At 59.5% G+C, this 25746-nt stretch carries 25 protein-coding genes, 1 tRNA gene and 1 pseudogene; 8 read left to right on the top strand and 19 right to left on the bottom strand.

The window, feature by feature from the left end:
• Positions 1-53 precede the first annotated feature (53 nt).
• Together KI235_RS07555 and KI235_RS07550 are read left to right on the top strand one after the other, a co-directional pair.
• On the top strand, positions 54-524 hold the full coding sequence (locus KI235_RS07555) for an RNA methyltransferase (RefSeq protein ID WP_003198862.1): 471 nt from the start codon (positions 54-56) through the stop codon (positions 522-524).
• A gap of 77 nt (positions 525-601) precedes the next feature.
• The gene (locus KI235_RS07550) at positions 602-979 is read left to right on the top strand and encodes a DUF2892 domain-containing protein (RefSeq protein ID WP_003198860.1); all 378 of its coding nucleotides are present in this window, start codon (positions 602-604) and stop codon (positions 977-979) included.
• Between the two features lie 124 nt (positions 980-1103).
• On the opposite strand, the gene KI235_RS07545 is transcribed toward KI235_RS07550, so the two are convergent.
• Together KI235_RS07545 and KI235_RS07540 are read right to left on the bottom strand one after the other, a co-directional pair.
• Entirely contained in the window at positions 1104-2333 is a 1230-nt protein-coding gene (locus tag KI235_RS07545) for a hypothetical protein (protein ID WP_013692490.1), read from the bottom strand.
• Positions 2334-2364: 31 nt separating this feature from the next.
• Positions 2365-2814: a YcgN family cysteine cluster protein gene (locus tag KI235_RS07540; RefSeq protein WP_003198858.1), complete on the bottom strand. Its 450-nt coding sequence runs from the start codon at positions 2812-2814 to the stop codon at positions 2365-2367.
• Positions 2815-2974: 160 nt separating this feature from the next.
• Between KI235_RS07540 and KI235_RS07535 the strand changes: the two genes are divergently transcribed.
• A complete protein-coding gene (locus KI235_RS07535) occupies positions 2975-3568 on the top strand; it encodes a nitroreductase family protein (protein ID WP_212795616.1) in 594 nt (197 codons plus the stop codon).
• A 137-nt stretch (positions 3569-3705) separates the two neighbouring features.
• On the opposite strand, the gene KI235_RS07530 is transcribed toward KI235_RS07535, so the two are convergent.
• From KI235_RS07530 to KI235_RS07505, 6 genes are all read right to left on the bottom strand, one after another.
• On the bottom strand, positions 3706-4638 hold the full coding sequence (locus tag KI235_RS07530) for a D-2-hydroxyacid dehydrogenase (protein ID WP_003198855.1): 933 nt from the start codon (positions 4636-4638) through the stop codon (positions 3706-3708).
• 126 nt (positions 4639-4764) lie between these two features.
• Positions 4765-5058: a YcgL domain-containing protein gene (locus KI235_RS07525; protein WP_003198853.1), complete on the bottom strand. Its 294-nt coding sequence runs from the start codon at positions 5056-5058 to the stop codon at positions 4765-4767.
• Complete coding sequence (gene rnd / locus KI235_RS07520) at positions 5055-6188, bottom strand: ribonuclease D (RefSeq protein ID WP_003198851.1); 1134 nt, start codon at positions 6186-6188, stop codon at positions 5055-5057. Before rnd ends, KI235_RS07525 begins: the two co-directional genes overlap by 4 nt.
• Before the next feature lie 121 nt (positions 6189-6309).
• Positions 6310-6951 carry a class I SAM-dependent methyltransferase gene (locus KI235_RS07515; protein ID WP_003198849.1) on the bottom strand — a complete coding sequence of 214 codons (642 nt, stop codon included), beginning with the start codon at positions 6949-6951 and terminating at the stop codon, positions 6310-6312.
• Positions 6952-7019: 68 nt separating this feature from the next.
• Positions 7020-8669: a phosphoethanolamine--lipid A transferase gene (locus KI235_RS07510; protein ID WP_003198847.1), complete on the bottom strand. Its 1650-nt coding sequence runs from the start codon at positions 8667-8669 to the stop codon at positions 7020-7022.
• Positions 8670-8834: 165 nt separating this feature from the next.
• Positions 8835-10202 carry a glutamine synthetase family protein gene (locus KI235_RS07505; RefSeq protein WP_212795858.1) on the bottom strand — a complete coding sequence of 456 codons (1368 nt, stop codon included), beginning with the start codon at positions 10200-10202 and terminating at the stop codon, positions 8835-8837.
• A 535-nt stretch (positions 10203-10737) separates the two neighbouring features.
• Between KI235_RS07505 and KI235_RS07500 the strand changes: the two genes are divergently transcribed.
• On the top strand, positions 10738-11670 hold the full coding sequence (locus KI235_RS07500) for a LysR family transcriptional regulator (RefSeq protein ID WP_003198843.1): 933 nt from the start codon (positions 10738-10740) through the stop codon (positions 11668-11670).
• Between the two features lie 3 nt (positions 11671-11673).
• Here the strand turns inward: KI235_RS07500 and KI235_RS07495 are convergent, their stop codons facing one another.
• The 6 genes and pseudogenes from KI235_RS07495 to KI235_RS07470 all read right to left on the bottom strand — a co-directional run bounded on the left by KI235_RS07495 (position 11674) and on the right by KI235_RS07470 (position 17353).
• Positions 11674-12039, bottom strand: a complete 366-nt coding sequence (locus KI235_RS07495) for a 5-carboxymethyl-2-hydroxymuconate Delta-isomerase (protein ID WP_003198841.1) — start codon at positions 12037-12039, stop codon at positions 11674-11676.
• A gap of 102 nt (positions 12040-12141) precedes the next feature.
• The gene (locus KI235_RS07490; RefSeq protein ID WP_003198839.1) at positions 12142-13065 is read right to left on the bottom strand and encodes a LysR family transcriptional regulator; all 924 of its coding nucleotides are present in this window, start codon (positions 13063-13065) and stop codon (positions 12142-12144) included.
• Between the two features lie 146 nt (positions 13066-13211).
• A pseudogene (locus tag KI235_RS07485) lies at positions 13212-15295 on the bottom strand (DUF6311 domain-containing protein).
• On the bottom strand, positions 15292-15627 hold the full coding sequence (locus tag KI235_RS07480) for a GtrA family protein (protein WP_043042647.1): 336 nt from the start codon (positions 15625-15627) through the stop codon (positions 15292-15294). The pseudogene KI235_RS07485 and the gene KI235_RS07480 overlap by 4 nt, the downstream one beginning before the upstream one ends.
• Positions 15628-15671: 44 nt before the next feature.
• The gene (locus tag KI235_RS07475; RefSeq protein WP_003198834.1) at positions 15672-16382 is read right to left on the bottom strand and encodes a class I SAM-dependent methyltransferase; all 711 of its coding nucleotides are present in this window, start codon (positions 16380-16382) and stop codon (positions 15672-15674) included.
• 2 nt (positions 16383-16384) lie between these two features.
• Positions 16385-17353 carry a glycosyltransferase family 2 protein gene (locus KI235_RS07470; RefSeq protein ID WP_013692486.1) on the bottom strand — a complete coding sequence of 323 codons (969 nt, stop codon included), beginning with the start codon at positions 17351-17353 and terminating at the stop codon, positions 16385-16387.
• 302 nt (positions 17354-17655) lie between these two features.
• Here KI235_RS07470 and KI235_RS07465 point away from each other — a divergent pair, with 302 nt between their 5' ends.
• The 3 genes from KI235_RS07465 to KI235_RS07455 all read left to right on the top strand — a co-directional run bounded on the left by KI235_RS07465 (position 17656) and on the right by KI235_RS07455 (position 19301).
• On the top strand, positions 17656-17847 hold the full coding sequence (locus KI235_RS07465; protein WP_003198830.1) for a DUF1508 domain-containing protein: 192 nt from the start codon (positions 17656-17658) through the stop codon (positions 17845-17847).
• Between the two features lie 176 nt (positions 17848-18023).
• Positions 18024-18830, top strand: coding sequence for an AraC family transcriptional regulator (locus KI235_RS07460; RefSeq protein WP_003198828.1), 807 nt, complete (start codon positions 18024-18026; stop codon positions 18828-18830).
• Positions 18831-18932: 102 nt separating this feature from the next.
• Entirely contained in the window at positions 18933-19301 is a 369-nt protein-coding gene (locus tag KI235_RS07455) for a cupin domain-containing protein (RefSeq protein WP_003198826.1), read from the top strand.
• Positions 19302-19312: 11 nt separating this feature from the next.
• Here the strand turns inward: KI235_RS07455 and KI235_RS07450 are convergent, their stop codons facing one another.
• Together KI235_RS07450 and KI235_RS07445 are read right to left on the bottom strand one after the other, a co-directional pair.
• Entirely contained in the window at positions 19313-20059 is a 747-nt protein-coding gene (locus KI235_RS07450; protein ID WP_212795615.1) for a phytanoyl-CoA dioxygenase family protein, read from the bottom strand.
• A 13-nt stretch (positions 20060-20072) separates the two neighbouring features.
• Positions 20073-21707, bottom strand: coding sequence for a methyl-accepting chemotaxis protein (locus KI235_RS07445; RefSeq protein WP_003198822.1), 1635 nt, complete (start codon positions 21705-21707; stop codon positions 20073-20075).
• 493 nt (positions 21708-22200) lie between these two features.
• Between KI235_RS07445 and KI235_RS30350 the strand changes: the two genes are divergently transcribed.
• A complete protein-coding gene (locus tag KI235_RS30350; RefSeq protein WP_013692484.1) occupies positions 22201-22467 on the top strand; it encodes a hypothetical protein in 267 nt (88 codons plus the stop codon).
• Between the two features lie 742 nt (positions 22468-23209).
• Here the strand turns inward: KI235_RS30350 and KI235_RS07440 are convergent.
• The 3 genes from KI235_RS07440 to KI235_RS07430 all read right to left on the bottom strand — a co-directional run bounded on the left by KI235_RS07440 (position 23210) and on the right by KI235_RS07430 (position 25740).
• Entirely contained in the window at positions 23210-24004 is a 795-nt protein-coding gene (locus tag KI235_RS07440) for a retron system putative HNH endonuclease (RefSeq protein ID WP_244864311.1), read from the bottom strand.
• Positions 24005-24009: 5 nt separating this feature from the next.
• Positions 24010-25377, bottom strand: a complete 1368-nt coding sequence (locus tag KI235_RS07435) for an AAA family ATPase (protein ID WP_212795613.1) — start codon at positions 25375-25377, stop codon at positions 24010-24012.
• 273 nt (positions 25378-25650) lie between these two features.
• Positions 25651-25740 (bottom strand) — tRNA-Ser (locus KI235_RS07430).
• Between the last annotated feature and the right edge of the window lie 6 nt (positions 25741-25746).

The raw sequence follows: 25746 nt of genomic DNA, 5'->3' as shown, positions 1-25746 counted from the left end.
ACGCAGCCCCATTCCCCGTATAATCGCGCCTTTTCCCCAAAGGCACCCCGCCCGTGGCCAACAAACGCTATAGCTGCATCGGTCTGTTCAACCCCAAGTCACCGGAAAACGTCGGTTCGGTCATGCGTGCCGCCGGCTGCTACGGCGTGGCGTCGGTGTTCTACACCGGCAAGCGCTATGAGCGTGCCGCCGACTTCGTCACCGACACCAAGAAAGTCCACTATGACATCCCGCTGATCGGTATCGACGACCTGAAGAAAATCCTGCCCCTGGGCTGTGTGCCAGTGGCCGTGGAACTGGTGGAGGGCGCTCGCCCACTGCCCGAATACACACACCCGGACCGGGCGCTGTATATCTTCGGCCCGGAAGACGGCTCGCTGGACAAGGACATTCGCGACTGGTGCGAAGACGTGGTGTACATCCCCACCACCGGCTGCATGAACCTGGCCGCCACCGTCAACGTCGTGCTGTATGACCGCATGGCCAAAGGCAACAACACCCGTTCGGGGCCGCAATTCCGCTGATCGGTGCAACATTCGATTGAACAAGGCAATCGCTCGGGCAGTCAGTTTTATACCAATTCCCACACTGGAGACAGATCATGAGCGATAACAATCCGTTCGAGCCGATTGAGACCACCCCTTTCCAATCCCATCCGCCACAAAACGTGCATGGCTGGGAACGCATTGGCTCACTGGCTGGCGGTGTGCTGATGATGGGCAAGGGCTTGCGCCGTGGCGGTGTGCTCGGCCTGGCTCAACTGGCGATCGGCGGCATGGCGCTGGCGCGGGGGATCACCGGGCATTGCTCGGCCAAGGCCTTGTTGGAAAAGAACCGGCAGAACCTCAGCAACGCCCGCGCTCGCATCGAACAGGCCGGTGATGAGCTGAGTCGCCTGAAGGCCAATGCCGAAGCGGCGACTGGTACGGCTACGGTGACGGGGAATGATTCGCTGGATTCGCCGAAGGTTGGGCTCTGATTTTTTGTGGTGAGGCTGATGGCCTCATCGCGGGCAAGCCTTGCTCCCACACTGGATCTTCGCCGGATGAGATATTTGGTACGACTCAATCCTGTGAGAGCAAGACTTGCCCGCGATAGCGGTATTACTGAATTAACTTGGTATCCAGCACAGTAGAGCTCCCATCCAGGACACTTTCACTGAGCTGAACGAACTCCTTGGTATCCACTGTCTCCAGCCGCATCGCCCCCTGCAACACATCATCCAGCGAACGCTTGTTACGGGTTTTCAGGCGAATCTCGCGGTCCAGTTCCTGCAATAGCAACACCGCCTTGGCCACTGCCCCGGGGCTGATCTGTTCGCCGCGCAAGGTGGTGACGCCCTTGCTGTCGCGGGCGAGCCGGTCATTGAGGGTCTGATAGCGCTCATCACTCAGGCCACCGGCGCGGCGCAGCAGTTCGATGGCGTAGTACTCGGTCAGCCCCTCGCTGATCCAGTCGCTGCGATCATGATCATTGACCCGAGCCAGCGCCTGCACCAACTCCCGCAACAACGGGCTACTGCCCCGCTCGCTGACCAGCGGCGGACGGCTGTGCAGGTAGATCGAGTCGTGACCGGCCTGGGCGCCACGCCACAACGGATCACCGGCACCGACAATCAGCAACTTGGCCGGATGGCGCGGCACCAGCGCTTGTACCTGCGGCCAGACGAATGTCAGCAGCGTCAGCACATCCATCCGGCGCATGCCCTGGCCTTGGGGCGAGGCCACCGTCACCTCCGTTTCGCCCAGGCGGGTGCGGCGGCTGCCCAGTTTGCCGGCGAGCATCCAGCCCGTGGGGCGGTCGAACAGGCGCGAGGGATTGTCGATGCGAAAACGTTGCTTGCCGATGCGCGGCCAGGGCGTCTCGATGCTTTTCCAGCCATTGGGCAATTCAACTTCAAGACGGGCTACCAGTTCGACGCCGTCCTGCTGGTCGAGCTTGGCCGACGGGACCAGGTCGTCGCCGCGCAGTAACGCCCACGTCGGGGTCATGCGGGTTTCGAAGGTGGCGTTCTTGCGCGCATGGCTGATGCGCACGCGGTAGCTCAGGCTGGCCTTGTCGGCTGCCGGCCGCCAGACACCTCGCGCCTCTTTGCCGGGGGTGAGTTGCCACTGGCCGTCGGCCTTGAAATCGCTGTAGCGACTGCCGTCGCCGAGGTCAAAATCCAGGCTGCGCACCGCCGCTCCCCGGGCCAGTGTCAGGCGTACTTCGGCCTGATCGCTCTGGGGCAACAGGTGCACGTGATAATCCAGATCGACTTTCTGCGCCGCCCACAGCGGCCCGCACATCGCCAGCAGCCCGGCGGCCAGCATCCGTTTCAATCCTGCAGCCATGGGTTCTCCCTGGGGCGCGCCACCCGACGGCTCAGCCGGCGCGGAAAATCAGATGATCTTCCCAATCGTCTTCCGGCACGCTGCCTTCGGCCAGCATACGCCCGGACTGGGAAATGCGTTCGTGGTGCACGGCATCGCGATCACCGCAGACCAGGTGGTGCCACAACGGCAAGTCCTTGCCCTCGCTGACCAGCCGATAACCGCAGGTCGGCGGCAGCCATTTGAACTCATCGGCCTTGCCCGGCGTGAGCTGGATGCAGTCGGGGACAAAGTCGCGGCGGTTGGGGTAGTCGGTGCACTGGCAGGTTTTCAGGTCCAGCAGTTTGCAGGCGATGCGCGTGTAATAGACGCTGTTGTCGTCTTCGTCTTCGAGTTTTTGCAGGCAGCACAGGCCACAGCCATCGCACAGCGATTCCCACTCCTGCGGATCGAGCTGATCGAGGGTTTTGCGTTTCCAGAACGGTTCGACTTTGGCGGCCATGGCTCAAGCATCAACATCAGGTGGTGAAAAGGCCGACAGTCTAGTGCCCGGGCCTCTTCAGGCCAAGCATTGGCGACTGTCGGTAGGCCGGGGCTTGTCAGGCCGGGCGGCGGGACGTAGGTTGCGTCATTGAGTTTCCAAACCCCAGCCAGGTAAGCCCATGAGTGCCAATCCCCGCATTGCCGATTACGCGATTCACCCTCAATTCATCGAGCGCTGGTCGCCCCGCGCCTTTACCGGCGAAACCATTGCCGAAGAAACCCTGCTGGGCTTCTTCGAGGCCGCACGCTGGGCGCCGTCGGCGTACAACTCCCAGCCGTGGCGTTTCCTGTATGCACGTCGCGACACGCCGAATTGGGAGCGTTTCCTGGGCCTGCTCAATGAATTCAACCGCGGCTGGGCCCAACACGCCTCGGCATTGGTGATCATTGTTTCGAAAACCACCTTCGCCGTGCCCGGCGCCACCGAAGAAACCCCAGCGCAGTCCCATACCTTCGATACGGGCGCGGCCTGGGGCCACCTGGCGCTGCAAGCCAGCCTCAGCGGCTGGCATACCCACGGCATGGCCGGTTTCGACCAGGAGTTGACCCGCAAGGAACTGAAGATCCCGAAAGGCTACGCCCTGCACGCCGCCGTGGCGATTGGCAAGCTGGGGGACAAATCGACACTGGCCGAATACCTCCAGGCCCGCGAAACCCCAAGCCCGCGCCGGCCGTTAAGCGAACTGGTGGCAGAAGGCGATTTCAGCCTGTAACCCTGTTTTGTGATCACTGAAATAACCACTGTGGGAGCGAGCTTGCTCGCGATGGCGTCAGGTCAGCCAACATTGATGTCGACTGATGCACCGCTATCGCGAGCAAGCTCGCTCCCACAGTTTGATAGGGGTTAGCTTCAGTAGCCCCGGGTGAAGTCCACTTCACCGCGCAGCGCGTCGCCCGCCTGGTAGGCCCGCAGGTTTTCCAGGAACAACTGCACCATCATCGGTGGCGAGGTCGGTGCCGAGCTGTGGCCAGTCAACAGCAGGCCCCAGGCGGTCCAGAAGGGGTGGCGCTGCGGCAGCGGCTCCTGGCGGCAGACGTCGATCACCGCACCGGCCAGGTGCCCTTCCTTCAGGGCTTGCACCAGGTCCGCATCCACCACCGCCACGCCACGGCCGACGTTGATGAACAAGCCGGTCGGCTTGAATTGCTTGAACAGCGCCGCGTCGTACACATCATGGGTATCGGGTGTGTTGGGCAGCAGATTGATCACGTAATCCGCCTCGCCCACCAGACGTGGCAGATCCTTCAGCGCCCCGACCTCGATGAACGGCGCCAACGCCCGGGCTTCGCGGGCAACGCCATACAGCTGCACACCGAACGGCACGAGGAACTGCGCCACACGCTGGCCGATATCCCCTGTCCCGACGATCAACACCTTGCGCCCGGCCAGCCCTTGCCCCTGGCGGTTGTCCCACTTGCGCTCGACCTGGCTGACCAGACGTGCCAGCACCTCGCGCTCATGGCCAAGCATGTAGGTCAGCACGTACTCGGCCATCACCTGGCCGAAAATGCCCACCGCACGGGTCAGGCGGTAATTGCGCGTCAAACCCTCGGCCAGCAACGGCGTGATGCCTGCCCAGGTCGATTGCAGCCAGCTGGGTCTATGGCCCTGACGCAACAGGGTGGCCAACAGATCAGGCTGGCCGAGCCAGACCGGGCAATCGGTGGCCAGTCGCGACAGTTCGGCGGAGTCGCCGCTGGTCAGGACTTCAATATCGGGTGCCGCCTGACGCAAAAGCTGGGCGTACACCGGGTGGTCGTGTTCGGCAATCAGAACGCGCATGAATCAAACCTTTCAAAAACAGTGCAGACAATCGCCGACAGAGTGTCGCTCCATCCCTGCGATCGTCGTCAATAAACCATTCCAGTGTGTTCAAGGAGGCACCCAGGACAGATGCCTCCAATACCGTCAGACCGGGTCGTTGCGGCGCAGCAACTCTTCGGGCAAATGCTCGATGTACTCGTCTTCGGCCGGCGGCATCTGCAAGTGATAGCCCTGGGTGTCGAGGTTTTCCAGCACTTTGTTGATGTCTTCCCGGGACAGCGCCCGCTCAGGGCTAAGCACCAGGTCGAAGGCATGGATCGCCTTGCCAAAGGCGGCCATCAACGGCTCAGGTACACGCTCCAAGGCATCGCTCTTGAGCACATACAGGTACATCTCGTTTTTCTTCGAGCTTCGGTAGATGGAGCAGATACGTTTCAAGGCTGTTCTCCGGCAGTGGCCAGGCTGTCGAGCAGCGCCTGGCCCATCAATTCGCGGCGCCAGCCACGCAACGAATCGGGCAATTGGTAAGGGCCCTCGGGGAAGCCGCTCTTGATCAGCGCTTCGAGGGTTTTCTTGCGCAGCATCAGCTCCGGGGCAATTTCCAGGCGCTCGGCTTCTGCCTGCCCCAGCGCCCGCAGACGCTTGACCAGGGCCGAGGCCTCGATGGGCAAGGGCTCGGCCACGGCCGGCGGCCATTGCTCGGGCGGCACGCTGGCGGCGCGCTGGATCAGGTCCAGCAGAAACTGGCCGTCCTGGCGCACGGTGCGCGGGTGCATGTCTTCGATCTTCGCCAACGCGCCGAGGTTGTCCGGCTGGGTACGGGCCAGGGGCCACAGCGAATGCTCACGAATGATGCGATTGCGCGGCAGGTCACGGGCCCGCGCCTCGCGTTCGCGCCAGGCGCACAGCTCGCGCAGCACGGCCAATTGGGCGCGGGACAGTTTCCAGGCGAGCTTGGCCTCGCGGTAGACCTCGTACGGGTCGACTTCGCGACGCAGGTTGGCCACCAGTTCGGCGCCGTCTTCCAGGACCCAACGGTATTTTTCGTCGGAAAGTTTCGGGCGCAGCAGTACGAAAACTTCTGCCAGGTGCACGGCATCCTCTGCCGCGTAGCTGATCTGTGTCTCGGACAGGGGCCGTTGCAGCCAGTCGGAACGGGTCTCGCCCTTGGGCAACTCGATACCCAGCACTTCCTGCACCAGCCGCGAATAGCCCATGGAGAAACCCAGGTTCAGGTAGGCAGCGGCCAATTGAGTATCGAACAGCGGCGCAGGCAGGCTGCCGGTCAGGCGCAGCAGCACTTCAAGGTCTTCGCTGCAGGCGTGCAACACCTTGAGCACCGCCGGGTTTTCCAGCAGTGCGGCCAAGGGTTGCCAATTGTCGATGGTCAAGGGGTCGATCAGGTAGGCGCGCTTGCCGTCGCCGATCTGCAATAAACCGGCAATCGGGTAAAAAGTGTCGACCCGCATGAATTCGGTGTCGAGGGCGACGAATGGCAACTGCTGCCACTCGGCGCAAAACTGACCGAGGCTATCGTTGTCGCGAATCCAGTGAATATCGATGGCCACACGGCTCTCCCTTGAAGAATGGCGCGCAGTATATATCGCCGCCGGCGATTGCGAGCATCCATAGAGCAGCAGCCTAAGAGAAATCGCCTGCGAAAAAGCAAGAATAGTCCTACATCAGGACTTAACCGGTCTTACGCAATACATAAACACGCGTCAGCGCGAAACCGGGCAGGAAATCCTGATACCAGAGCACGTTAAAACCGGCCTGGCGAAACTCGGCTTCGAGATTGGCCTTATCGGCCAGGCTCCGTTGCGGCGCCTGGCCGATCTTGAAGCGTCCTTCGATTTGCACCGAAACGATCACCGTGTCGCGACTGACCCGATGAAATTCGCGCAACAGCGCCAGGCGATGCTCGCTGGCGCTGACGTGGCGAAACAGTTGCAGACAACAAATACAATCCACCGCGTTGGCCGACAGCCCGATGGTGAACGCCGAACTCGGGAACGTCTTGACCCGTTGGAGCAACGCGCCGCCATGGTGGGTGAGCGCATGTTCGAGCATGTCCGGCGACGGGTCCGCCGCCAGGATCACCCGGTTGGCGTGCTCGGCCAGCACCGGCCAGAACCGCCCCGCGCCACAGGCTACATCCAGCACCAACCCGGGTTCGCCCGCCACCTTCAGGGCGTTGCGCACCATGTGTTCGTCGCGCCAGAACGCCAGGCGCAACCGACGAGGCGCCGGCCGACAGCAGACCTGTGCATGTTCCTGGTCATGCTGCCTGGCGAACTCAAGCTCGACGGTGGATGGGGGTAGCCCGGACATACGAACGGCTCTTGGGATTGGATGGATGACAGGTTAAACAACGCTGCGTGAAAAAAAGGTCCAGGCCATCACTCTCGCGCCAGGACACCGTCAATCACCGCACCGCGGCAGTTGGCGAACAGATCCAGGTCCCGGTTGTAGACCTGGCTGTTGACTTCCAGCAACCCGATCATCGAGTGAAACAGGTTGTCCTGGCTCAAGGGCTTTTGCCGACTCAGTTGCAGGCAATGGGTGTCGACCGAGAAAGACTTCTGATAGCTGTCGGAAAACCACGCAAGCATCGCCACGTGTTTCTGTTGCTCCGGGGCAAGCATGTAGGGTGTGCCATGGAGAAACAGGTTGTATTCGCCCAGGGATTCACCATGGTCCGACAGGTACAGCATGGCCGTGTCGACCTTGTCCTGGTTGGCCCGCAGCAGATCGATCAGGGTCGAGAGCACATGGTCGGTGTACACCAGCGTGTTGTCGTAGCCGTTGACGATGCTCTCGCGACTGCAATTGTCCAGCGCGTTGCTTTCGCAGACCGGGGTGAAATGCTCGTACTCCTTGGGATAGCGCTTGAAGTATTCCGGCCCGTGGCTGCCCATCTGGTGCAGCACCAGCACCGTGTCCTTGTCGAGCGTGTCGATGAAATGCTGCAGCCCCTGGAGCAGGATTTCATCACGACATTCGCTGCTCGCACACAGGGTTGGATCCTTCAGATTGCTCACATCCTGCACGGTGACCCGGTCGCAGGTGCCCTTGCAGCCAGACTGGTTGTCCCGCCAGATCACCTCCAGCCCGGCGCGCTTGAGCACATCCAGCAACCCCTCTTCATTCTTGGCGACGCTGGCGTCGTAGTTCTTGCGCCCCATGTTGGAAAACATGCAAGGCACCGACACGGCGGTTTCAGTGCCGCAGGACTGCACGTCGGTGAAGGCGATCAGGCCGGCCTCTTTGTCCAGTGTCGGTGTGGTGTCGCGGTTATAGCCGAGGATGCCGAAGTTCTCGGCCCGGGCACTCTCGCCCACCACCAGCACGGTCAGGGATTTGCGGCCGTGGGTTTGCCAGGCGGGGTTGCGGCTCGCGTCCTCGCCCAGGGTGATGAACGGCTGCTTGGCCGACGCGACCTGCTCACGCAAGTAGCCGAACGAAGCACCGATGTAATTGCTCGGCACGACCATCAAGCGCAACTCGTGGTGGTTGCGAAACAACGAAGACAGGCCTTGGTAGTTGGCCAGGGCGACCACGCCAATCACCGCGGCCGACGCCACGCCGACCAGCAACTTACTTAATAATTCCTTGGGCCAACGACGGTAGTTGATCGGGGTCTTGAACAATAACCAGCAAGGCAACACCCCCAACAACCCGATATAAACAAACAACTTCAGCGACAACAGATCACGAACTTCCGTGGCATTGGTTTCAGCAAAGTTGCGCAACATGCCAGCGTCGATCAATACGCCGTATTGGGCCATGAAATATGCCACGCCAGCGCTGATCAGGAACAACAGCATCAGCACGGGCTTGAGCAGCGGACGGAAAGCCACGAGCGTCAACACCAGGTTGAACGCGCTGAAAATCATCAGGCCAAACGCCAGGCACATCAGCAGGCCACGAGCATCAGCCGTGGTGATCGCTAGCAAGTGTTGCCAGAGAACGATGTTGAAGCCCACTAATAAAAAGGCACTGGCGACCAGTGTCACCCACTCGGGGCGCACGGCTTTAATGGTCAGCATGATGGTTGACGGCTTCCTGAAAGTTGCTCTTTGAAAAAGAAGTGCCGTAGAAAATGTGAAAATTTCATTTCCTACGGCAGCACAAACTTTAGGTAGCTCACCATCAATTTTTCGTGAAAAACTTGCTACTAAATAATTATTTAAGAAACCACTGGCCAGCCGATTTCACGCCTGATTCAGATACCAGCGCCAGTCCTGCTCTCCGACTTCCCCCATGAATTGACGGTATTCGGCGCGCTTGACCGCCAGATAAACGCCAAGAAACTCATCGCCAAACGCTTCCCGGGCCCAGGCCGATGCCTCAAGGGCACGCAGGGTGGTGAGCCAGTCGGTGGGCAACAGCTCGGTCGCCTGGGCGTAGCCGTTGCCTTCGACAGGCTTCCCGGGATCGCACTGTTCACGCAGGCCGCGATGAATGCCGGCCAATATCGCCGCCGCAGCCAGGTAAGGGTTGGCATCGGCGCCGCAGATACGATGCTCGATGTGCCGCGAGAACGCCGGGCCGCCCGGCACCCTCAGGCTCACCGTGCGGTTGTCTACGCCCCAGGTCGCCGCCAGCGGTGCGTAGCTGTTGCTTTGGAAGCGCCGGTAGGAGTTGGCGTTCGGACAAAACATCAACAGCGAATCGAGCAAGGTGTCGAGCATCCCACCTACTGCCTGGCGCAACAGCGGCGTGCCGTCGGCGGCTTCACTGGCAAACAAATTGTGGCCATCGCGGTCCGCCAGGCTGACATGCATGTGCATGCCGGAGCCCGCCAAGTGATCGAACGGCTTGGCCATGAAGCAGGCCTGCATGCCGTGCTTGTGGGCCACGCCCTTGACCAGTCGCTTGTAGCGCACCGCTTCATCCATGGCTTGCAAGGCATCGCTGCGGTGCTCGAGGGTGATCTCCACTTGTCCCGGTGCGTATTCGGAAATGGCGGTCCGGGCCGGAATGCCTTGCACCTTGCACGCAGCGTACAGATCGGCCAGGAACGGCTCGATCTGCTCCAGCTCGCGCAAACCGTAGACCTGGGTAGCACGCGGTCGGCCACCGTCGGCATCGCGCGCCGGTTGTGGCCGGCCTTGGCTGTCGCGTTGCGCGTCCAGCAGATAAAACTCCAGCTCCGCCGCCATCACCGGGTAATAACCATCGGCCTGCAAGGCTTCGATCACCTGGCTGAGCAGATAACGTGGATCGGCGATGGTCGCCGGCATTCCTTCCTGGGGATGCATGCTGACCTGCACGGCGGCCGTGGGAATCAATCGCCACGGCATGCGCTGCAAGCTGCCGCTGAGGGGATAGGCACGGCAATCGATGTCACCGACGTCCCACACCAGCCCGGAATTTTCCACATCATCGCCATTGACCGTCAGCCCGAGAATCGTACTGGGCAGTGGCCGGCCACTTTCGAAGACCGCCAGCAACTCGTCCCGATGCAACAACTTGCCCCGGGGCACGCCGTTGTTGTCGAGAATGAACAGCTCGAACAGTTCGATATCGGGGTTCTGCGCAAGAAACGCCTGGGCGTGTTGCACGGGTGCGAAAGAAATCTTGGCAAGGCTCATGAGAAGGCTCGTATTTCCATGTCGGACGGGCGACAAGGCACCGTCAGTCTGTGCTCGCCATTGAGCGAACACTGCGAATGATCAACAGGTAATACGAGTATCTGGAGGACGGGCGTGACGGCAATGCCAGAGCGCCCAAAAGGCTAGCTCGGAAGGCAACGCACTAAGAGTTGGGGCCATGGCAGGCGTGAACCGGCCGACCGGATCGACCGCGGCAGATGAAGGGTATTGGAATGCCAGGAGCCAACCGTCCATGAGCGCATCACAGAAAACACATCGAGCAAGCGTCCCACGGCACCCTGGGAGGTTAAACCTGGATTTGATGGAGCTTGGATCGCAGCGAACTAAACATAGGCAAACCAAACAGTCGTTGATCGACACGTCGTGTTCCCTACATTATCTGTCCCGTTCCCGACCATGAAAGCGCCTGCCCGGCATTCTCTTGGCACCATCGTTCCGTTAGGATCGTCAGCCTGGTTTGCGCAAAATCGCGCAAGGAGCACAGCGAGAGACAGAACGGATGCTGAACAGTAACTCCCTCAGAAAGCTCGACATGCAAGACCTCATGGTGTTTAGCGCCGTGTACGAGCAAAGCAGTGTCACCGGCGTGTCCGAGGCATTGTGCGTCAGTCAGTCAACCGTCAGTTATTGCCTCAAGAAACTGCGAACCTGTTTCGAAGACGAGCTATTCATCAACACCCGCACCGGCATGCGCCCTACCTATAAGGCCGAAGGCATGTACGACCATGTGCGCGCCATTTTGCAAAGCATCAACCTGTGCCATGCCGGTACACCCACCTTCGATCCGACCCGGCAGGCCATTACCTTCAATATCTGCGCGCCGGAATACTTCGAGCAGTTGATCCTGCCGCAACTGCTGCAAGGCTTCGATTACGCCAATCTGCCGGTGGTGGTGAACGTGCACAAGCTTGAAGCCGACATTCCCGCCGAAGAGTTGCGCGACGGCAGCCTGGACCTGGTGATCTGCTTCGGCCCGAACTTCCACAGCAACCATGCCGATTTCAAATCCCGGCAGTTGCTGGAGGAAGACCTGGTTTGTGTCGTGGATAAACGGGCGACGCCACTTGAGCCGCAACTGAGCCTTCAGTCTTTCGTACGGCGTCGACACGTGTTTCCGACGCCCTGGTCGTCAGCGACCAACATGGTGGACGGCTGGCTGTCGCAGCAGGCGCATCAACGCCAGATTGCCGCTCGCGCCAACAGCTACAGTGCCGCACTGAAGATGATCACCGGCACCGACTTCATCCTGACCCTGCCCCGTCGTATCCAGAAACTGCTGGCCAACGAGGCGATCTTCAATCATCACGAAGTGCCCCAAGGCCTGCCGGGGTTCACCCTGAACATGCAGTGGAGCCTGGCCGTCGATCAGGACAGTGCCAACGCCTGGCTGCGCGAACAGATCATCAAGGCCTGCGGCGCCCGCGACACTTGATCGTCATTGACCGATCAAGGCCTTGGCATACGGGCCTCGATCGATGTCGAGGATTTCCACGCACAGTTGCACGCTAACGTCGGCCGGCCATGGCCCCAGTTCCTGGATCACGGCCAGCAGGCTATCGGCCAGTTGCTTCTTGATTTCCGGCGAGCGACCGCTCAGCAAGGCCAGCTTCACGTGGACGAAACCCCGCTCGCCCAGCCCCGTGCCCACCCGGAAAGTCTCGAGTTTCACGGCCCGGCTCTTGATGTCCAGCTCGGCGGCGAATTGGCCAGAGGCCACCAGCGCATTGTTCAGGCGCAGCAATGCGACATCGGCCTTCAGCTCGGGCAGGTTGGCGGTGTACTCCATGTGCAGGTGAGGCATGTGTTCGACTCCGATTCGAAAATATGACAAGGGGATTTCAGCCGTCACAACCTTACCTCGACTTTAAACGTTGGGGCAGGTTTTGTTTCGCTGCGGGCCGGGTCAGGGTTGCGCCAAGACCCCACGCTCGCCCATGAAGGCCTCCAACCGCGACCGCAACCAGCGCTCGGCCGGGTCACTGTCGACATGGCTCAGCCAGACCATGGACAAATCCAGGGTTGGGGTCTTGAAAGGAAAGGGTTCGTTGAACAGTTGCCCCGAAGCCGCCATGGCGGCGGCGGTATAGTCCGGCAGGCTGGCGATCAGGTCCGTGCCGGCCAGCAACGCCGGCAATGCGCTGTATTGCGGCACCGATAGCACGACCTGGCGCGTGCGTCCGATCTCGGCCAGCCATTCATCGGCAAACCCGGCAACGTTCGCGGTATGGGACACCAGCACATGGGGTCGCGCGCAATACTCGTCCAGGGTCAGCGGCGTGTCCGAGGCATCGGCGCGCAACACCCGGGGCTGGATGTGTCGCAACAATTTGCGCTTGGCGTTGGCCGGCAGACCGCGCGTCTGGCTGATGCCCACGGTGATGTCGCCCGATGCCAGCAAATCGGGGATGCGCCAGTAATCGACGTGCTGCACCACGAACACGATTTGCGGCGCTTCTTGCCGCAGGCTGCTCAACAGGGGCGGCAACAGGCCGAACTCGACGTCATCCGACAGGCCGATGCGAAACGTCATGGTGCTGTTGGTGGGATCGAAATCGTGGGTCAGGCTCAAGGCCACAGACAGCGAATCGAGCGCCGGAGATAGATGCCGGATGATTTCTTCAGCCCGGGCCGTCGGTTCCATGCGGTGGCCGACGCGAATGAACAACGGGTCGTTGAACATCTTGCGCAAACGATTGAGGGCCGAGCTGATGGTCGGTTGGCCCAGGAACAGTTTTTCCGCCACCCGTGTCACGTTACGCTCAAGCATCAGCGTTTCGAAAACCACCATCAGGTTGATGTCGGCCTTGCGCAATTCGTTGCGGTTCATCCACTGCCCTCGATCCTTGATTGGATGCAGTGTAGAAACGCCAGGGGCTGCGCGTCTATGCGCCCCTGCTTTTGTGGCGAGGGATTCATCCCCTCGCCACAATAGTCATTGCGCCTGCAAGCGGTTTCAGGCGCCCCTATAAAAACTTACTTCACGGTCAATGATTTCAACCCCAGCGCCATGACGCGCTCATCCCCCCCAACCCCAGCGCCTTGGGACTGATGGCATCGGGTAAATGGAAATGCACGCGCAACGGCCCATCCACGCCCATCGCTTCACGAATGGCCGGTGTCAGGGGCAGTTCAAAGGTGTTGTCCTGCAGGCGCGTGAACTGCGTCGACAACGCCGCCACACCGTTGATCGAGACGTCCACTCGCTGGCGCGCGTGCTGGGGCTGCACGAACGCCGCCGCTTCGATCGAAAGGGCGCGCGCCTCTGGCGGTATGCGCAAGACAATCTCAGCCTCGGTCCCTTCCGACCAGGTGCCCCACCCCTCGACGCGTCCCCAGCCGTCGGCCAACATCGGGTTGATTCGGCTGAACACCTGGCGCTCGCCGAGCTTCATCTGCACATCCAGCGTCTCATCGGCAAACGGTGGGCATTGGGCACATGACTTCCAACCCGGCGCCAGCACCACGAGGCCATCGATACGGGTCAACAGGTCGGTCTGGCGCTTGACGGTCTTCGCTGCCTGAAGCGCGGTGCCAGGGTCGAGGATGTACAACGAATCCGCTGCATACTCGCCGCTGGCAAGCATCTGCGCGGCGCGTCGCTGGGCTTGTTCGATCTCCCGGGTGCCCATGCGTCCCAGGTAGACGCCATCGGTTTGCAACCCATGCGTCAGAGCGTATTGGCTGGTCAGCAGCCAATTTTCCGGCTGGTTCTGCGGCAGCAGCGTCCGGACTTTCGAATAATGGCTGGCCGCACTGGCCCAGAACGGATCCGTCATGGACGTGGGCCAACTGGAGGCGGCCGGCATCATCCGGCTCTGGCGCAGGCCTGCCCATCCAGCGCGGGTATCCAGGACTTGCACCAGCAGGGCAATGGCCAGCAGATACACCGCCGCCCGTGGTTTATTGCCGCGGATCACCAGGAAAATGACGGCAAATACGATGGCGTAGAACACCGGCCAGAACATCCGGCCAGCCGCGCGAAAGACGTTCGCCAGCAGCTCAAGGGGCCTGGGCAGCCAGTAATGCAGATTCAGCATGCCGATGCCGAGGTTGTTGGTCAGCGAAAACAGCGTCAGCCCGATCAATGCCAACAGCAACAGTCGCCTGTGGCGTACGGCATTCGCCAAACCGGTGTTGCCTTGCAGCAACGCCACGCCGGCGCAGATTGCCAGCATGAGGATGCCCAATCCCAGGTAATTGAAACCTTCGTAGTCCCCGGGGCCCTGGGGCATGTCGCGCAAGGTGTGTGACCAGCCGCTGGGGTTGACCAGCGACATCACGTTCAGGCGATACAACCCATAACCGCCCGCCACGGTCCCGCCGCCCACGCTGAAATAACCCGCCTGCCAGCAGCAGAACGCAACCAGCAAAAACAAGCCACCCAGCTCGATCAAGGCATCGCGCCGGGACAACCGGCCCTTGATGGCCTGACTGGCAAGGTCAGCCAGCCAGATCAGCGCCACCATGGCCAACAGGTAGGCATGCACCAGTGCCGTCACGGCCAGCAGCACGCCCCAGGCCAGCCGCCGCTTCTGCAAGTCCGGCCGCAGCGCCAGGTACAGGGCCGCCAGGATCAGGAAATGCCCGGACAACGACAGATGCCCACCCATGCGCAGAAACATCGGCGGCGAAAACACAAACAACCCTGTCCCCAACAGCCTGATCCACAGCGACGGCGTCAACAGGCCGACCAATTTCCAGGCGAACCAGGCTTGCAGGATGAAACAGGCCAGCAACCACAGGCCAAAATACTGGAACGTCTCGGGCAGCCAGGCGCTGAAGGGTTTGAACAGGAACGCCAGCAGCGGGTTGGAGTCGGAAAAAATGATGCCGTTGCCCAACTCCAAACCATAGGAAGGGTTCATGCCCAACGGAAAGGTCCAGGGTGAATTGCGGAAAAACGCCCAGCCCATGTAGTGGGTCGCCGCATCGCCCTCCCCCAACCAGCCGATGTTCGTCGGATCCAGGACCCGCGGGCCGATCACCAGCAGGAACGCCAGCGCGCCCAACAGTATGGGCAACAAGCAAACCCAATAACGCTCACCACGAACGGTCATCGATACGTCCAGAAATTATGCAGGATGAAGGTAAACACCGGGATAATCAGTGCCACGGCCGCGATGCCCGCCAGGTAATCCAGGCCGACACGCTGGGCCACCCAGGCCACCAGCATCGCCAGCCCCAACCCGCCGATCGAGACCACCACGAAACGGCCGAGGGTGCGGCCATGCAAGCGGCTGGAAAAGCTCCAGAGGGTGTTGACCAGGTACGACACCACGGTCGCCACGACAAAGGCGAAACCATTGGCCAGTGGCGGGTTTGCCAAGATCAGGTGCACGAACAGCACCGCAGCCAGCACATGCACCGCCGTGACGAGCAGGCCTGTCATGGCAAAGCGCAGGGCACGTCGCAGCAACGGCGAGTGCGTCCAGATCACGGCTTCTGCGCCAGGCAGAACACCGTCAGGCCGGCCATACGATTGGCGCCCATGAACGGACGCTCCAGGCTGCACAGAGACTTCAACACGCCATTGACCAGCGGATGATGCCGCGCCAGCTGCGACTTGGCCGGGGCTCCGGACGCCTTGCGCTGCAACAGTCGCAGACCGGCGGCAATCGGAAATACCAGGCCGAAGTAATACGCACCTTGCTGGACCTGCAGACCGGCCTGCGCCACGACACTTTCCAGCTGCTTGAGGGTGTAGCGGCGCTTGTGCTCGAGAAAATCATCATGCCCGCTCCAGAGAAACTGGAACGCCGGCACGGTGATCAGGAAGCGGCTGCCCGACGGCACTTTGTCGACGTAGGCCTTGAGCAGCCCCACGTCATCGTCCACATGCTCCAGCACGTCCATCAGCAACACCAGGTCCGCGTCCAGCGTGTCGATGGCACGGCGGTAGCGGACCGGTTTACCGGCGGTGCTGGCGTCGGAGTCGGCCGGATAACTGATGTCCACGCACCAGGCCTGGGCCGTTGCGGTATGGGTCAGCAGGTGATGGGAAAAAAAGCCCGACCCAGCCCCCACGTCCAGTAGCGTACTGGCCGAGAAACCCTTGAGCATGTGCAGCATGGCGCGTGCTTTCGACCGGTAGTACCAATGCTGCTCGATATCGGGACCGAGGATATCGGTTTCCTTGAGGTCCATGGTCAGTCCTTGGCGTCATAGATGCGCCGCACCAGGAAAACCGGTCGGCGCTTGGATTCGATGTAGGTGCGGCCCAGGTATTCGCCCAGCACGCCGATACCGATCAGTTGCAACCCGCCCAGGAACGTGACCGCCACCATCAGCGAGGCATAGCCCGGCAGGTCCACCCCGGAAATCAGCGTTCGCAGCACGATAAAGATGGCGAACGCAAAGGACACTAGCGAGACGCAAAGCCCCAGGTACGTCCAGATACGCAGCGGTTCGGTGCTGAAGCTGGTGATGCCTTCAAGGGCGAAATTCCACAGGCGCCAGCCATTGAACTTGCTTTCACCGGCGGCCCGTTCAGGCCTGACGTAATCCACGTAGGTGGTGCGGAATCCTACCCAGGCAAACAGCCCTTTCATGAAGCGGCGCGATTCGGGCAGGGTTTGCAGGGCATCGACCACGCAGCGATCCATCAAGCGAAAATCGCCGACATTCTCCGGCAGCTTGTGGTCGGCGATTTTATTGTGCAGCCGGTAGAACCCGTTGGCGGAAACCTGCTTGGCCCAGGAGTCGGAGTCGCGGTTGATGCGATGGCCCAGCACCACTTCGGCACCGTTGCGCCAGTGGGCAATCATTTCCAGGATCACTTCGGGAGGGTCTTGCAAATCGACATCGATCGGCACCACCGCCTGGCCACGGGCGGCTTGCAGGCCGGCACTCAACGCCGCCTCCTTGCCGAAGTTGCGACTCAGGTCGACGACCCGGATGCGCGGATCGGTCTTCTGCCGTTCCAGCAGCAGCACCAATGTGTCGTCCACGCTGCCATCGTTGACGAACACCAGTTCCAGGCTCACCAGCGCTTCATGGGCAAAGACCTGGTCGATCCTGGCCATGAACACATCGATGGACTGGACTTCGTTGTAGACCGGAATGACAAGCGAAAGCGCTAGATGACCCTGCAGATCCGTTCCTGGATATTCAGTCACTTGATGGCTCTTTTTCTTATAGTGTTTTCAGTCCCATTGGCTTGCGGCCCTAGGCGTCGAAACGTATTAAGCAGGACCGGGCAGGGCAACGCAAGGATCAAACCGGAACTTCAGCGGACTGCATGTTCGCAACATGACTTTTTTCCAACAGAAAGTCGAACAGCCTCTCCGGGCTCATGCCCCAGCAATATTTGATAACCAATGGAAACGAATTTCCCGTAGCCAAAACCACCCACTTGGCTAGGCTGGCAGCCACATGCCCAACGCATGTCTTGACTGAATGAATCGCAGGGAGCGAACCGATGTATTTTGAAATCTATCGACAGACCCGAGGCACCCAGAGCACCGGCAAAGGCCAGTGGCGCTGGCGCTTGAGAGCCGGCAACCACGAAACGATCGCCAGCGGCGAATCCTATGTGAACAAGAGTGACTGCCTTCATGTCATCGGGCTGATCAAGAATGTCCAGGGTGAAACGCCTGTAAAGGAGATCTAACAGCGCCACGAGGGCTCTGTAGGAGCTGGCGAAGCCTGCGATCTTTTGGTCTTGATCTTTCGCTTGAGATTCAAGTGTCTGGGGAAAGATCGCAGCCTCGTTGCACTCGACAGCTCCTACACCGGTTCAGCTTTTTTTGCGGTAGGGTATGCGGACAAAAGCAGGAGGCTGGTGCAATGACTCGATCAATCCATAATCGCGACTGGCTGGTACGAGCGCCCGATTCGAGGAAAATGGAACGCATCGAGGCCTATTTCAGCGGGCATGGCTACACCACCCATCGCCACGACACCTACGCCATCGGAATCACACTTTCCGGCGTGCAGAGCTTCAACTATCGCCACAGCAAACGCCACAGCCAGCCCGGCGGCACCGTCGTCCTGCACCCAGACGAGGTGCACGATGGCGAAGCCGGGACGAGCGAGGGTTTTCGCTACCGGATGCTCTACATAGAACCGTCGGTGATCCAGCAAGTGCTGGGGGGCAAGCCATTGCCCTTCATCGAAGGAGGATTGTCCAACGACCCTCGCCTCAACATCGCGACCCGTCGACTATTGAACGGCCTGGATCATCCCCTCGATCCGCTGGAGGAAGAGGACGCCATCTACGATGTGGCCCAGGCGCTCGACATCGCGGCCGGCAGCCGCCGTGGGCGGCGGCTGATCGACTACCCGGCAGCGGAGCGTGCCCGCCTGTTCATCCACGATGCCCTCCACCAGGCGATCACACTGGACGACCTGGTGCAGGCCAGCGGCCGGGATCGATGGAGCCTGTCCCGGGATTTCCGGGCACTGTACGGCACCAGCCCCTATCGCTACATCACCCAGCGCCGCTTGAACGAAGCCCGGCGCCTGGTATTGCATGGCATGCCGTTGAGCGAAGCAGCCCTGGCCTGTGGTTTTTTCGATCAGAGCCACATGACCCGACTGCACACCCAGGCCTTCGGTATTTCACCGGCACGCTGGCTGAAAATGCTGCGCTGAAGGCTGAGGCTGCGCACGGCAAAAAGCTGCACGATCATCCAATACGCACCCAGGCTCCGACAGTAAGGTACAGCTCACCACCCACCTGAGGAGCATGCCTCGATGACCCGCTACGCCCCCATCAACTTCGCTCAGAAATACGCACTGTTCCACGAACAATGGGCACCGAAAGTCGTGGCCGAAATGAATGACTACCAATTCAAGATCGTCCGGCTCGAAGGCGAATTCATCTGGCACACCCACGCCGACACCGATGAAACCTTCATCGTGCTGGAGGGCGAGTTGCGTATCGACTTTCGCGACGGTGCGGTAACCATAGGGCCGGGCGAAATGTACGTGGTCAAAAAAGGTGTCGAGCACAAGCCCAGCGCCGCACACGAAGTGAAACTGCTGCTGATCGAACCCCGTGGTGTCCTCAATACCGGCGAGGAAACCAACGAGCGAACGGCGGTCAATGATGTGTGGATCTGACTGAGCCAGGCTCAATCGTATTCAGCTTCCTGGTGATCGCCCAATAACCGCCGCTGACGAGGTGTCGCGGCGGCCAAGACCACAGGGTTGAACTGCCAGTGCAGATAAGGTGAGAACTTCTGCGCGACCATCCGCCGGCCGTAGTGCACCTGGAGCATGTAGCGCGTGCGGTCGGCGGTGCGGTTGTCGCTACCGGCGTGCCATAACTCACTGCGCAGTATCAACACATCGCCCGCCCGGCACAGCACCGGCTGCGCAGAGCGCCCTTGCCACTGCGTTTCGCCCTTCACCGGCGCCCGGCCGGCCTTGTGACTGCCCGCAATGACCTGGGTCGGACTCAAGTCGGCGTCGATGTCATCCAGGTAAAACTGCGCGGTAAAAACCTGCATCGGCAGTTCAAAGGCAGGGTCGGCCAACAGCCCTGGCGGCAATTGCATCGCCAGATAATCCAGGTGCAACGGCGCCCCGGTAAAACCGGGATGGCAGCGCCAGGCTGTCTGGCCAATGACATGGCAATCATCACCCAGGGCCGCCTCGGCCAGCTCGATCACCCCGGCCACATCCAGGAACGGCAGCCAGAACGGCTTGCGATTGAACACGCATTTGTAATGATCAATGACGCCGCTGTAGTCCCAATGCTGGGGCTTCAACTGGTCGATGGCATGGCGCAGGTCGGCGATCTGCCGGGCATCCAACACACCGGGCATCAGGACGAAACCGTCCTGATGCAGGGCTTGCAGCTGCTCGTCAGTAGACACGACACCCCCTGTTTCAGGTGCGGAAGCGGCCGGTCAGTTCTGCCAGGTTTCTCGACAGGCTGGACAGCTGTTGGCTAGCCTGCATGCTCTGGGCAGAGTTCGCTGCCGCTTCGTTGGACAAGTCGCGGATGTCGGAGATGTTGCGGGCGATCTCTTCGGTGACGCTGCTTTGCTCCTCGCAGGCGTTGGCGATCTGCGCAGCCATGTCGTTGATCCGCAGAATCGAGCCGCTGGTGCCACTGAGCACCTGATCGACCCCCGCCGCACGTTCGACACTGTCACGGGCCTTGCTGCTGCCGACCTGCATGGCTTGCACGGCCTTGGCGACACCGCTTTGCAGCCGTTCGATACGCACCTGAATGTCCTTGGTCGAATCCTGGGTGCGCGCCGCCAGGGCCCTGACTTCATCGGCCACGACAGCAAAACCGCGGCCTTGCTCGCCCGCCCGGGCCGCCTCGATGGCAGCGTTCAGTGCGAGCAGGTTGGTCTGTTCGGCAATGCCCCGGATGACCTCAAGCACGGCACCGATGCTGGAGGTTTCCAGGGCCAATGCCTCGATGGTGCCCGAAGCGCTCTCCACTTCCTGGGCCAACTGACGGATCGATTCGATGGTGCTGTTGACAACCGCGGTGCCGTCGCGAGACTGACTGCTGGCTTGCTGGGCGGCGTCCGACGCGTTCACGGCATTGTGTGCCACCTCATGCACTGCGGCACTCATCTGGGTCGCCGCCGTACTGACCTGGTCAAGCGCCGCGTGTTCGCTGCTGATCAACTTGTCATTGGTCGCGGCCATATTGGCCATGGCCCGCGCGGCGGCATCCACCTCCCCGGTCACGCGGCCCACTTCGGCAATCAACGGCTGCAGCTTATCGAGAAAACGGTTGAACGCACTGCCAAGCTGGCCCAGCTCGTCAGCCGAACGCACCTCGAGACGGCCCTTCAGATCCCCACCGCCCTCGGCGATCTGTTCGACACGGTGCAGCAGCCGACGCATCGGACGCAGCACGACCATTGGCAAGGCCACAATCAGCAGGATGCAACCCAGCAGACCCACCAACAAGATACCGCCCTGCTGCACCCCAACCGCCTGGCCATGGTCAATCGCCGCTTGCCCCTCGCGCAGAGACGCTTCGTCTTCCAGTTCACCGAGCTTGTCGATGGCATCGCGCATGGTGTCGAACTTACTTTCACCGTCACCAAAACTCAGCGCACTGGCCGCCTGGGGATTGCTCGCGGCCTGCTCGACCACCTGCCGCGAAACCTGCGACCACTGTGCGAAACGGTCATTGAACTGACTGACCAGCGCCAACGCCTCGGCACTTGGCTGCATCGCGGCATATTTCTGCACACGATCATAAGCTTGCTTCAGATTGTCCCGATGACTGGCACGCAGCGCCTCGGCATGACTGCCCGCATTGCCCCCAAGCAGGCTGCGCTCGGCGACAAAGGCCTGGTAGAGATCACGATCAGCGTTGAGCAACAGGCTGATGGCCGGCAGGTAGCGCTTGGTCAACTGCGTGCTGGACTCCGTCACCTGACCGATGCCACGCATGCCCGACCACCCCATCAGCACCAACAGCAGTGCCAGGAACCCAATGGGCAGGGTGATTTTCCAGCGAAAGCCCAGATCGGCAAAAAACCGCGGCATGGTGTCACTCCTTACACGGGGGAATACCTGCCTATCGGCAGCCTTGCCTTGAGCTATAGACCATTAGTCCAATTGTTACAAAGCTTTGGGTCTGGCGGACACCGGGGTTATGCAGGTCGCGGAGGGGGTTGAGCGGGATAAAAAAGGTGGGTGGAGGCAATAGCTGCGGGGAATTTTCTGACATTTCCCGCCCACATAATTTAGGGAATTTTCTCACTCATCATCTGATTGATGATTTCTCCAGAAGGGCTCTATAGTCCAAGTGCCGTTCGTAAGAGCGGCGTGGGTTTGGCGACCCATGACAAATATGCAGGAACCTCTCACGGATTGCGGAACGCTACCGTGCGCAATATGCTGCTTTTCGGTAGCTGTGCGTGGGAGATCTTCGGATCTGCCGGTTTTTCTATTTGTCCGGTTCGCCAACCCGCGTATAGCTACCACCTTATTCGTTTGGCGACGACTAAGAAGGTCCTTAATCAAATGGAATTTAAAAATGAATAGATACATGGCTCTTACCAGTAATGCCGACGATCAACCCCTCTTCGTCGATACTTCTGCGCCTTTGCACATCTTGCTTGACACGGCAGGCTATAGAATTCGCGCGGTCACTCAGCTTTTAGAGAACCTCGCCATGCGGGGGGACATTCCGAGTGACTCAGTGGTCCTCCAGGACTTTGCACAGCTGTGCTGCATTCCCTTGAGAGATGGCTGCGACGTGCTCGATGTCATAGCGCGACGCTTGGATGCGGAACCTGCCTAGGGATAATACTTGTCAGCTAGAGATAAAGTCTGTGGGAGCAAAGCTTTGCTGCTTAACTGATTGGCGTTGACCCTAGGAGCTCATTTCGTCAAACGAACATGGTTCGATGACACCGAAACCCTCCGGGTTACCCGGACTCGATTAGTCACATAACCAATCAGCATAAATACACACCTCGGAGGCTCCGATAGCTACCACAAAAAAAGTCGAGAAAGCGCGCAGAAAAGTCACTCACGAAGAGCTGACATTTCTTGACGTTCGACAAGCTGCACGTGATGGTCAGAAAGTGTTCGATAAATTTGTAATCACTGGCGAGCTTCCTATTACAAAGTAAGCGTGGATGCCAGCCGTTAAAATGTCCGCACTTTTTTGAGGAAACACAGAACTGGAAAAATATTGCCGCACACTTTTATAACTACAAAGTGTGCGACAAACTTCCGGCTATCTTTGGCAGAGATGAAAAGCTCAATCTGAGCGATATGTATCACGGGTGATCGCGATCGGATCGATGCTTGCGTCGAGGATCGTGTAGAAGCCCCCACCCAATTACCTCGAAGCTGAGTGCGTTACCGACCTGCAGCGTCGAATTGACCATGCCAGCGTTCATGCCCGCATACGCCGGAGCAGCATGGCTGGTGACCATCCGCATCAACGTCGGCAACGCCACCCTTGGTGGAAACCTTCCGGGCCCTACTGTCATGCAGTTAGACAATGAAGTGCTTTTGTCGCACGGATAATACTATTACCCGCGATACCCGTTGTTTTGTAGATATTGTTCCGCTGCTGCCCCCAAGCAGAAACGGATAGTAGTGAAGAAGCTCGGCCACCGTTGACGTAAAAAACGGTGAGCCAACTCATCCATACCTTGCTGGGGTGTTTTCGCAGCATCGCGCAGCTGCTTTTTGTTACGCTCGATATGCCAAAGTATGCGCTTCCGAGCTTCACACAAACGATCACAATTTAGATTCAGCATGCTGATCGTGTGCTCTACCAGCGCCTGGGTAGTGGGATGTTTATTCCCCTCCAGGCTGACTTCCGCGCAACAGGCCTCATCCGCCAATAATTCTCCGGTACTTTTTTCCAAGAAAAAAAGCCTGGGGAAAGCCGGTAAAGCTAGCGGATTGACAATCCATCCCTCGCAGCGCTCCTCTAATCGATGGCTCTGGATCATTTTATCCTTATGCGCATCGCAGCTGAGATTCTCAGGTAAAGGCTCCTTCGTATATGGTTCGGCGTGGTGTCGTTGTGACCCTCCCATGCAGACAGCGATCATGTTGTTCCAATCCAGCGCCCAGTTATGAGGTGTCGCTCTGTCTGACTTAGGATGAAAATGCTCGACGCGGCAGTGCGTCGGATCATCATTATTTATCTCGATTTCACAGAAGGCGCAAATACCTCCTTGCCCTTCGATCAGCCGTGGGCGAATCACGTCATAGACCGCACGCCCGTGTGCATCCTGGCGCATCGCCTCCCAACCACACGTTGGATTGGCCTCACGATAGTTTTTTAGTTCATCAGGTTCGGCTGTCCCTGCCACCCGCTTCAATCGCCCAACTCCCATTTACGGTTTTCAATTTGCAAATCTGCATCTAGCAACGCAGGTTCCTGCCCTTGGTAGCGCCGATCCAATCGTTCGCGTAGCGTTTTTGCCCGCGCACTACTCCACTGATCCCGGTCAACTAGCGCTAAGTATTCCTTTAACTCTTGTGTAGCTAGGTTATCAGGCGGACGCACCTCCTCCAGCCCCAGCACCTGCTTGAGCATTCGCTCTGGTTCCGCCCCCTCCGTTCCAGGTGGAGCTGAATAAACCGTATTCCCCCGAAGGATACGAATGCACTCGGAAGGTACGGTCGTTAAGACCTGTGGGCTGTGAGTGGTCACGATGAACTGAAGCTTGGGAAATGCATCTCTAAGCTGCGTAAGAATCGTTTGCTGCCATCGAGGATGAAGGTGCATATCCACCTCATCAATGAGCACAATTCCCGGCGTAGATTTCGCAGCGTGTGGTCCTAGATGGCCGTTGAGTTTGGTTGCCCGAAATCCAATATCTGCAACCATGCCAATCATATTACGAATACCATCACTCAAGAGCTCAACAGGAAGTTCACCGAACTCTTCATGGTGGGCAACTAGAGCATCACGTGAGAACGAGTACTCGATATTCTTCCAACCGGCGGGTTCGAGGCACGCGTTAACGGCTGTACCGACTGATTTGATATACCCATCAAACTCACTTACACCAGCCGTCTCCCCCGACTCCAGAGCCTTGATGCGTAGCTCTTTGGCATTGAAGTTCCAGTACCGAAACCACTCCACGAATGCTTTGTATTTGGAGGCAGGGTCCAGGCAGTCGGTATACCCCACAGTACGAGACGTCCGTACAATTTTCTCGGACCACGACTGCTTCTTCTGATTTTTTTGTTGCCACAAACGGCCAGTGCCATAGTAAGCGAGCAGAGGCAAGATCACATCGCTGCCAGGCGTACGAACAGCTTCCTGCATACGCTTGCCGTAATCTCTCAACTCCTTGGCGTCTTTGACCGACGTCTTGGTTTTGGTCGGACCTGCGAGGCTTCGACGCCAGACGGAGGGTAAATCACCAAGTTGCTCCGCGATGCTGCCAGGGATCACACCCTTCGCTTCAAGTCTGACTCCCTTGGAGGCGTACTCCATCTCATGGGTAAGCGTGGCTCTCGCTCGAAACTGGCGAATATCACTAGGCTCAAAGTGCTTGCCCACGGCCTCATCAAAGGCACCAACGTAAGGCCCAAACGCTATCGCGATAGCGTCGAGAATCGACGTTTTGCCTGCACCGTTGGCCGCGACCAAAACGGTAAGGTCCGGCTGAAAATCGATTTCGAGCGCATCAAAACAGCGGTAATCGCGCAAAGATAGATGACTGAGTTTCACGGATTCTCCTGCGGAGTGGGGCGTTATGCACGTGCGCTGACCGAGTTTACCCCGTTGGAGTTTGGCATGGGGATGCCTTACGTTTTTTAATACAAACGATGCAAGACCTTGATCTCGTAACGGGATCAAGCCTCCATTTCACATTTGGCTGGCACAGTTCCCTGAGCAGCTATGGGCTTCCGTTATGCCCCCCCAAAAAACCAAACGAAACGCCAGAAACGAAAAAGCCCCTGAAATGTTCAACCATTTCAGGGGCTTAGTCATGCACAATAATGGCGGAGAGATAGGGATTTGAACCCTAGGTACTGTCGCCAGTACAACGGATTTCGAATCCGTCCCGTTCGGCCACTCCGGCATCTCTCCAGTGGC

Source organism: Pseudomonas sp. St386 (genome assembly GCF_018325865.1).
In the GTDB taxonomy this organism is placed as follows: domain Bacteria; phylum Pseudomonadota; class Gammaproteobacteria; order Pseudomonadales; family Pseudomonadaceae; genus Aquipseudomonas; species Aquipseudomonas brassicacearum.
This window is presented reverse-complemented; position numbering and strand designations above follow the sequence as displayed.